This is a genomic window from Sphingobacterium sp. Mn56C (assembly GCF_049319645.1).
In the GTDB taxonomy this organism is placed as follows: Bacteria; Bacteroidota; Bacteroidia; order Sphingobacteriales; family Sphingobacteriaceae; genus Sphingobacterium.
In genome coordinates, this window is record NZ_JBMOUC010000011.1 from 1 (window position 1) to 5,408 (window position 5,408).

Sequence of the window (5,408 nt, forward strand, 5' to 3'; positions counted from 1 at the left end):
CCTACAACAAGTATTTCGGAAAAATCTAATGCCATAATTTTTAATTTGTGATGTTGGTTGGGTGCAATGACGCATAATGGGCCGCGTATTGACGATAGTGGCGGATTAAAAAGTCTAAACTTTCAATGCTTCCCTTAAACCGCCATTTCGCCAATACGGTGTTATGCCTAATTATTTATTCTTTTCTTTAATTCGTTTATCCATTTCATATCTCTACAATCTTTAAAAAATTCTAGTTTAAAAAGTTCAATATATTTTTTTGCAAAACGGATTTTATTATAACCTTCATTGTCGTCAAAAAAATCTTTAATTATCTTTCTTTCACTTTCTCTTAAGTCGATAAATTGATAAGAATTATTTGCATCTAGATTTAGTTCTGATTTTATTAGAATTGATTTTAAATTTTGATTCTCTTCGGAAAACTCCATAAGAGTTTGATAAAATAAAATAGGATTTAAGCATTCTTCTATTTCGGTTGCTGGTGAAGTTTGATTACTATTAACATCTACTAAGATTGTTCCGTCTTGGTTATTTATTAGTCTGTCAAAATACAAAGATTTAGATTTCTGAAAATCCACTTCAACTCTTTCGTTATCTGTATCAATTAAACATATTATTTTTCCTTTTACGTTATAATCTGGATCTTTTATTGGTGATTGAAGATAGTAATATACTTTTCTTACTTCTTTAAAACTCCCTAAAGGAAGTATTCTTAAATTTTTCTTTTCTAGTTCTTCTTTAAATATTTCTTCGAAATAAATTTTTTCTGATACCCCCTCACAAATTATCCAATTATATGGATTGTCTTGAATAACAGAAAAAACTATAGATTGCACCAAATCATTATAACTTTTAATATTATAGTCAACTGGCAATATTCCTTTAATATGTTTTCTAGATTGAGTTATTGTTTCACGGTAATTGAACAGATTAAAATAATCTATAGTAATTTCATTTTTTACGTTCTTTTTTATAGAGGTTGCACTTCCATTCGTAACGATTGGTAGATATCCATACCAATGTGTAGATATTATCACTTGATGATTATATTTACCTAAATCAATTAATTTTTCAAATTGACTATAACAAGATGAAATATGCAAAGATACTTCGGGTTCGTCAATTGCAAGAATGATATTTGACTCTCGATCAGAATTATTTAGTAGAAAAGAATATGCAATATCAATTAGTGCTTTACGTTTTTCTCCAGAACTAAGTTCACTAACTGGTATTCTTTTTCCATCAACTTTTCGATTTAATATTTTTATAGAAAAATAAGCTTCAATAATTTTGGAAACTAAATCAGGCATCGTTAAACTATTTTTAAAATGCCCTTTATATTCATAAATTTCTAAAATTGATTCTATCTCTTTTACGAAATTATCTAAATCTTTATTTATCTGCTTTAAAGTTCCTGGCTTAATGGCGTTTTCAATTTCAATTTGAATATTCTTGTCCATTAGCTTTTGCATATCCTGAGTCTCTAGTTTTGTATAAGTATGAACATCAGTTTCTACAGGTATGTATATATAGGAATAATGAGAAATAATGTACTCATAAAAACCTTTAAAATATTTTTGAATTTCTTCTTCTGTCGGTTTAATTGCCGGATTATCAGTTACGAAATCAATATAATTATGGTAGGAACCAAAAAATATCCCTGTTTCGTTATATTTTTTACCTATTATTAATAGTAAATATTCTTCTTCAGAAAAATTTTGCTTTAGTTCATCTCTATGTTTGTAAAAGTCATCTAATGCGGCGGCTGATTTAGTTTTTATCTTAGTGTCCCATAAAAAATTCGATAGTTTTAAAGCCTTTTCGTAATTTTCTACTTCTTCTTTTTTTGACTTTTTTAATGAGTCTTTCTTTAACACTAAAATTGGTGCAATAAATGGTATGTTTGTTCCACTCAAACCTCCGTCATATTTAGCTTCATTATTAACAGGCCAATCAGAATTATTTTTTCTATTTATAGCATAATCAAGCGCTTCTAAAATAGAACTTTTTCCAGCACCATTTTCTCCAATTAAACTTGAAAAGCCACAACCTTCTGAAAGTGGAATAAAATTTATTCCTTTGTATATTTTGAAATGTCTTAAGAATATAGATGATATCATTTAATGTGCTCTTTGTAATAATTAGGGATAAAGGTTAGGGGCTTGGTGATGTGGCTGATTTTTAACACTAAAGTTCAACAGAATTACTGCTGTTGAACCTTGCACAATTATTTGATAGAAGCACTTCAGCCGCCATATTGTTAAACCGATGTTACCTGATGCCGTTCTTGTAGAATTGTTATTCGTGTTGTACATAAAACCTTTCTACAAAGTCTAATATTAAATCAGATGGTTGTTCGCCTCTTTCCTTCATTACCAGCATTTCTTTTAAATGTTCTTTTGTCAAGAATAGAATTACTTTTTGGTCTTGAGTAAAAACTGTATTTCTTTGTCTGTGTGCTGAATCAACAGGTTCTTTACTACAAATCATGATAGCAAGTCTGCCCATTGGTACAGTCATGTAATTCCTTGTCTGGTTAACTTCTTCGTGTCCTATATCAGTATTGTCATAATTTTTATATTCAAAAAGTATCATTCTTGCATTTAATTCGAGAAATAAATGATGCCAATTTTTTGCGTTAGGATCATTTGTCGCAGTCATATTTCTATTTGGGAAAATAGCATCTCGTCTGTTTACACCTGAATAAGTTCTTGCTTGTCTTTGAGTTTGACTTAATGGTGGCACAAACAAAAAATCAATAATCTCTGTACATAAATCTTCAAATTGGCTCCAACCTGGCCTTCCTAATGGACAGGCATCCAATCTCTGAATGAAATCGTTTACCTGGCTCATTTGATAAAATATTTATTTAAAATTCTGCTTCGTTTTGCAATAAATTTTTTTAAAAGAAGTCCGTCAATTACATCAATATCAACAAAATTACCTCGCCTTAAATCTTCTAGATACTCTTCAACAACAGATGTAAGTTGGCTGTTGGTTATTAATAAAACTTTTACGTCTTCTTTATTTATGTATTTGTATAAGTCAACAATTTGTTTTACTGCTTTAATATCGAAACGAGCCTCAGAATAGAATTTGGTTTCAATCATCCAAATTTCTTTTTTCTTTTGACCAAAGGGGTTTTTGGCTAAATATTCAGCTATAAAGTCAACACCTTTATCATTAAATCTTTGTTCTCTTTGAATATTTATAAATCCATAGGCTTTCAAAAAATCAAAAACTAATTCTTCAAACTGTGCCGGACTAAAATTTTCAAACGATATTTCAGGTATGGCAACGATTCTTTTTAGAAGTTTTTCAAACCCTTTTTCAAAGTCATTAGTTAAATTAAAAAGTTCATACTCTAAAAAATCACTTGGGATGTCGCATTTTTCTATTAAAACAGGTATGATTGTTACTTTTCTTTGTCTAGTGTGATAGAAAAAATCCTTTGAATACTCAAACTTAAAATACGAAGATTCAAAAAGAGATTTGGACAATAATATAAGAACAAAGTCGCTGGATTGTAGAGAGTATCTTATTTCATCAAACATATATTTGTCAGATGAAATATTTCTATAATCAGAAATTACATCAAATCCTGTATTATGCAAGTGACTTGCAATAAATTCTGCCTTCGCTTTGTCTTGGAAAGAGTAGGACAGATAAATTCGCTTTCTCCTAGTATCACTCATTACTTTGTATTGTTTGTTTGGTCGTCATAAGGTTTCAGGTAAAGTTCCGGATATTGGCGAAGGGCGATTATCTAGCACAAGCACTGTAAAAAGCAGAAGTATTGTAGATTGCGACAACTTTGAATATCGTACAATCTTCACCTTTCGTTAATATCATGTTATCAGATACTGTTATATAGTAATTATTTTAAATAAATTATCATGATTTATTTAAAAACCAAATCCTACAGGTTATCTAAACAAATATTAGTAATAGATATAACCTATCATCAATCTTATTTCAGCTTAAATAACCAAAATATCGACTTTGAAACTGCCATATAGTCTATAAATTATTCTAGTCCGAAAAAGACTGATATAAATACAATCTAATTATTTTTCAAAAATCTATTTAAATGCTAATATCTCATGAAAAAATGAAAGTTTGTTACGGGAATCCGTAAATATTTAAATAAAAAGTATTTCTAATAACGTTTTGAGCGAATTAGAAAGCCTAAACTTTCAATCTTGTGTAGCCTTACCCCTACTTGATCTGACAGTTGGTTGTTTTTAAAGATTGTCAGATTGCCTATTCGAATATAGTAATGTTTCTGCAAAATCTATAGATTCAACTTGTTGCTTATTTTCTTGTGTTGTCATAACTCTAATCTATTTTTCAGTTGTTAATTTATTGCACCTGTCAGATTAAGTCTTGACTATTTCAGTTAAAGTCATGCTTTGGATTATAATTTGAGGATTTTTGCGTGAAAATATGCAGAAACCTTCAACTTAGCCGTTACCTCGCCATTTTGCCCATGCGTTGTTAGGCGTAGTTTTTCTTAAAATTTTCGATTATCATTCTTTTAACTTCGTGATTATTGTTGTATTTCAATTTTTCAGAACCGCAAATTCCACAATTCCAAACTAAAGATTTAAAAGGCTTTTTGAGTTGATATTTTTTTTTAGTGATTGGAATATTTAGATTTTTACATTTTTCACAATAGCATTTTCTTCGGTCTTCAAATGGAACATTCAAAGTTTCCATTTCGATGAAAATTTTAAATTCTTCAAGAATAAATTCTTTTGAGTTTTCAAGATTTAATTCCGTATTAAAAATAACTGAATTATCATATCGTAAATAATCTAAATCTTCATCTATTTCATAAAATGCAATATATCTTTGGTCATAATCACTTGCAGAAACTATTTTCAACATTTGCTTAAATGCAAAATCTACTTCAATTTCTTTTTTAGTTACTTTTTTTGCAATTGTTAATGCGTAGTTTTCTATTAATTTTTCTTCATCTTTTTCAACTTCTATTTTCAAATCTTTTAGAGATTCCCAAAAATATTTTTCTCGTTCTTCAGTTGAATCAAAATCAAGTCCAGCTAACACAAATAAATTTTCATTCTCGTATCCTAATTCTAAAACTTTTACAGCCCAATCAACAAGTTTTTTACTGTCAAATTGAGTTAAGGTTCTTTCGGCTAAAATATTTAGAGTTATTTCTTGAAGTGACATTGGTTTAAAATTGAGCATAACGTTTCGGGACTTGGTGCCAGTGGCGGAAATTGAAGCGAAAAGTTTCAATTTAACGACACAGTAAGCAAAAGCCAATTAATTGAATAAATTTAAGAAAAAAGTCAATATAATTGGCTTTTGCAGAATAGAAAGCCAAAACTTCAAATTTTAGCCTTAACCCACCATAGCGCCAAACCCTTGTTATGCGTTCG

At 29.1% G+C, this 5,408-nt stretch carries 4 protein-coding genes; all 4 read right to left on the reverse strand.

The window, feature by feature from the left end:
- Positions 1-167: 167 nt before the first annotated feature.
- Positions 168-2,120 (reverse strand): AAA family ATPase, encoded by a 1,953-nt coding sequence (locus tag ACL9RF_RS17630; RefSeq protein WP_422801963.1) that lies wholly within the window; start codon positions 2,118-2,120, stop codon positions 168-170.
- 178 nt (positions 2,121-2,298) lie between these two features.
- On the reverse strand, positions 2,299-2,853 hold the full coding sequence (locus ACL9RF_RS17635) for a hypothetical protein (protein WP_422801964.1): 555 nt from the start codon (positions 2,851-2,853) through the stop codon (positions 2,299-2,301).
- Complete coding sequence (locus tag ACL9RF_RS17640) at positions 2,850-3,695, reverse strand: TIR domain-containing protein (RefSeq protein WP_422801965.1); 846 nt, start codon at positions 3,693-3,695, stop codon at positions 2,850-2,852. The genes ACL9RF_RS17635 and ACL9RF_RS17640 overlap by 4 nt, the downstream gene beginning before the upstream one ends.
- A gap of 802 nt (positions 3,696-4,497) precedes the next feature.
- The gene (locus ACL9RF_RS17645) at positions 4,498-5,196 is read right to left on the reverse strand and encodes a hypothetical protein (protein WP_422801966.1); all 699 of its coding nucleotides are present in this window, start codon (positions 5,194-5,196) and stop codon (positions 4,498-4,500) included.
- Positions 5,197-5,408: the final 212 nt, after the last annotated feature.

Bases quoted from the DNA above. Each gene is read 5' to 3' on its own strand.
- ACL9RF_RS17630 (WP_422801963.1), bottom strand. From the start codon at position 2,120: ATGATATCATCTATATTCTTAAGACATTTCAAAATATACAAAGGAATA.
- ACL9RF_RS17635 (WP_422801964.1), bottom strand. From the start codon at position 2,853: ATGAGCCAGGTAAACGATTTCATTCAGAGATTGGATGCCTGTCCATTA.
- ACL9RF_RS17640 (WP_422801965.1), bottom strand. From the start codon at position 3,695: ATGAGTGATACTAGGAGAAAGCGAATTTATCTGTCCTACTCTTTCCAA.
- ACL9RF_RS17645 (WP_422801966.1), bottom strand. From the start codon at position 5,196: ATGTCACTTCAAGAAATAACTCTAAATATTTTAGCCGAAAGAACCTTA.